Annotated in this window: 5 protein-coding genes; all 5 read left to right on the top strand. The window is 60.9% G+C overall.

The features are described 5' to 3' along the window. The coding region (locus tag AC1D1X_RS18075) for an aminotransferase class V-fold PLP-dependent enzyme (protein ID WP_477698815.1) at positions 1-576 on the top strand (576 nt) is incomplete at its 5' end. 41 nt (positions 577-617) lie between these two features. Continuing rightward, positions 618-1004: a Fe-S cluster assembly scaffold IscU gene (gene iscU / locus AC1D1X_RS18070; protein ID WP_122956871.1), complete on the top strand. Its 387-nt coding sequence runs from the start codon at positions 618-620 to the stop codon at positions 1002-1004. 41 nt (positions 1005-1045) lie between these two features. Next, entirely contained in the window at positions 1046-1369 is a 324-nt protein-coding gene (gene iscA / locus AC1D1X_RS18065) for an iron-sulfur cluster assembly protein IscA (protein WP_477698814.1), read from the top strand. Positions 1370-1445: 76 nt separating this feature from the next. Further along, on the top strand, positions 1446-1964 hold the full coding sequence (gene hscB, locus AC1D1X_RS18060) for a Fe-S protein assembly co-chaperone HscB (protein ID WP_477698813.1): 519 nt from the start codon (positions 1446-1448) through the stop codon (positions 1962-1964). 30 nt (positions 1965-1994) lie between these two features. Beyond that, on the top strand, positions 1995-3765 hold a 1771-nt coding region (gene hscA / locus AC1D1X_RS18055), incomplete at its 3' end, for a Fe-S protein assembly chaperone HscA (RefSeq protein ID WP_477698812.1).

Raw genomic sequence — 3765 nt, 5'->3', positions numbered from 1 at the left:
GGCGCCTTGTATGTGCGCCGCAAGCCACGCGTTCGCCTTGAAGCACAAATGCACGGTGGCGGCCATGAGCGCGGCATGCGTTCGGGCACCTTGCCCACGCACCAGTGCGTCGGCATGGGCGAGGCCTACCGCATCGCCAAGGCCGAGATGCATGAAGAGAATAAGCGCATCCTGGCCCTGCATGAGCGCATGCTCAACGGGCTCAAGGATGTGGAAGAAGTGTTCCTCAACGGCCATGCAGACAAGCGCGTGCCGCACAACCTGAACATGAGCTTTAACTTCGTCGAAGGCGAGTCGCTGATCATGGGCATCAAGGGTCTGGCCGTGTCCAGCGGCTCGGCCTGCACGTCGGCCAGCCTGGAGCCCAGCTATGTGCTGCGCGCCCTGGGCCGCAGCGACGAACTGGCGCACAGTAGCCTTCGCATGACGATTGGCCGCTGGAGCACCGAAGAAGAAATTGACTACGCGGTCGCCACCATCAAGGAAAACGTGGCCAAACTGCGCGAACTGTCTCCCCTGTGGGAGATGTTCAAGGATGGCGTGGATCTGTCCACCATCCAGTGGGCCGCCCACTAAGGCCGGCCCGCAATTCAAGACAGCTTAAAGAGGTAAACAAAATGGCATACAGCGAAAAAGTGGTAGACCACTACGAAAACCCCCGCAACGTTGGCTCCTTTGAAAAGGGCGACGAATCGGTAGGCACCGGCATGGTTGGTGCACCGGCCTGCGGCGACGTGATGAAGCTGCAAATCAAGGTCAACCCGGTGACGGGCGTGATTGAGGACGCACGTTTCAAGACCTACGGCTGCGGCTCCGCGATTGCTTCCAGTTCGCTCGTGACCGAGTGGGTCAAGGGCAAGACGCTGGACGAAGCGGCAAGCATCAAGAACAGCGCGATCGCTGAAGAGCTGGCGCTGCCGCCTGTGAAGATTCACTGCTCCATCCTGGCGGAAGACGCCATCAAGGCCGCCGTGAACGATTACAAGCAAAAGCACACGCACTGATCAACGCATCACCCGTCACCTGTTTTTTTCGAGTGATTTAAATGTCCGTTACCCTCACTGACGCTGCAGCCCGACACGTGACCCGCTACATGACCAAGCGCGGCAAGGGTGTGGGCGTTCGCCTTGGCGTGAAGACCACCGSCTGCTCCGGCCTGGCTTACAAGCTGGAATATGCCGACGAGATCGCACCGGAAGATGTCGTGTTTGAAGACAACGGCGTCAAGGTGCTGGTCGACCCGAAAAGCATGGCCTACATCGACGGCACCAAGCTGGACTTTGTGCGTGAAGGCCTGAACGAAGGCTTCAAGTTCATCAACCCCAACGAGCGTGATCGTTGCGGCTGTGGCGAAAGTTTCCGGGTTTGACGGGCGAGCGGTCGATCGCGTGCTGCACCCTTACYGAAGCCGCCTCCACTGATTGTGCTGGCGGCTTTTTCTCGGCATGAATCTCCAATCCAACGACTTCGAGCTTTTCGGTGTTCCCCAGCGCTTCGCGCAGGATCGCGCGACGCTTGACGCGCGCTGGAAGGATTTGCAGCGCGAAGCGCATCCTGACAAATYCGCGGCTCAGGGTACGGCCGCCCAGCGTGTGGCCATGCAGTGGTCGGTGCGCATCAACGAGGCCTACCAGCGGCTGAAAGACCCGCTCAAGAGGGCGAGCTATTTGTGTGAGCTGAACGGTGCGCCCATTAACGCCGAAAACAACACCGCCATGCCGCACGACTTCCTGATGCAGCAGATGCAGTGGCGCGAAGCGCTCGACGATGCCGAAACAACTGAAGATTTTGAAGAAATAGCCTCCCAAGCCACAGCTGACGAGCGCAAGCAGCTATCAAAAATAGAGCAACTGCTGGACGTGGACAAGGACTTTCCTGCCGCAGCCCAGCAGGTCAGAAGCCTTATGTTTATTGAGCGCTTTGCCAGTGAGGTTGATGCACGCATCGACCAGCTGGGACAATAAAGCATTACAGAAAAAGTACGACAACCGCGCATGGCACTCCTGCAAATTTCCGAACCCGGCCAGACGCCCKACCCGCACCAGCGACGCATCGCGGTGGGGATTGACTTGGGCACCACACATTCGCTGGTCGCCAGCGTGCGCAGTGGTGTGTCTGAATGCCTGCCCGATGAGCAGGGGCGGGTGCTGCTGCCCAGCGTGGTGCGCTACCTTGAGGACGACAAGCGCCAAATCGGCTATGAAGCCCTGGCCGCGCAGGTGGAAGATCCGCGCAACACCATCTCTTCTGTCAAGCGTCTGATGGGCCGCGGCATTGACGACATCGGCAGCCGCGCTCAGTTGCCATACGAGTTGAACGACAAGCCGGGCATGGTCACGCTGCAGACTGTCGCCGGCGAGAAAAGCCCGGTCGAGATCAGCGCGGAGATTCTGGCCACGCTGCGTTACCGCGCCGAAGACACTTTTAATGACGATATTTATGGCGCCGTAATCACGGTGCCGGCCTACTTTGACGACGCCCAGCGTCAGGCCACCAAAGACGCTGCGCAACTGGCTGGCCTCAATGTATTGCGCCTGCTTAATGAGCCCACGGCCGCTGCCATTGCCTATGGACTGGACAACGCCAGTGAAGGCGTTTACGCCGTCTATGACCTTGGCGGTGGCACTTTCGATATTTCCATACTGCGTTTGACCCAAGGCGTCTTCGAGGTGGTGGCCACGGGCGGCGATTCCGCGCTTGGTGGCGACGATTACGATCGCGCGCTGGTCGACTGGGTGCTGGCCAAGGCGGGCCTTGCAGCGGATGCGCTCACTCCGTCTGACAAGGCGGCACTGCAGCGCACTGCGCGCAATTGCAAGGAGGCGCTTTCAGCTGCCAACCCTGTGCCTTTTTCGGTGCAACTGGCCAAAGCCCTCGTCAACTTCGAAATGAAGGCGGAAGATTTTGAAACCGCTACCGCCCACCTGACCCAGCGTACCCTGGCGGCCGTTCGCAAGGCACTGCGCGATGCCAAGCTGGCGAAGGAAGATATTCAGGGCGCAGTGCTGGTAGGTGGCTCCACACGCATGCCGCAGGTGCGCAAGGCGGTTGCCAGTTTCTTCGGGCGCGAGCCGCTGGTTAATCTCAACCCCGATGAAGTGGTGGCGCTGGGTGCGGCCATTTCCGCCAACCAGCTCGCTGGCAACAACACTGGCGCCGACCTGCTGCTGCTCGACGTGATCCCGCTGTCGCTGGGCATCGAGACCATGGGCGGGCTGGTTGAGCGCATCGTGCCGCGCAACCAGACCATCCCCACGGCGATGGCGCAGGACTTCACCACCTACCAGGACGGCCAGACCGCGCTGGCGCTGCATGTGGTGCAGGGCGAACGCGACCTGGTGGCCGACTGCCGCAGTCTTGCCCGTTTCGAGCTGCGCGGCATTCCGCCCATGGTGGCGGGCGCTGCCCGTATCCGCGTGACGTTTACCGTCGATGCCGACGGCCTGCTTAGCGTGAATGCGAAAGAGCAGGTCAGCGGTGTCGAGGCGCGCATCGACGTGAAGCCCTCCTATGGCCTGTCGGACGACGATATTGCGCGCATGCTGCAAGACAGCTTCTCGACCGCCCAGCAAGACATGCAGGCTCGCGCACTGGCCGAGGCCCAGGTCGATGCCGATCGAATGATTCTGGCTGCGCAAAGCGCGCTGGCGGCGGATGCCGACTTGCTGAGCCCCAATGAGCGGGCGCAGATCGACAGCCTGATCGTCGGTCTTGCCGACATGCGTGCCCACGGTGATGCGGCCGCAATCGAAGCAGCCACCCAGG

The sequence above is a fragment of the Polaromonas sp. P1_G4 genome (assembly GCF_056405475.1).
This window is presented reverse-complemented; position numbering and strand designations above follow the sequence as displayed.

What these genes read in the sequence shown, in the direction of transcription:
- iscU (WP_122956871.1), top strand. Translation starts at nt 618, where the DNA reads ATGGCATACAGCGAAAAAGTGGTAGACCACTACGAAAACCCCCGCAAC.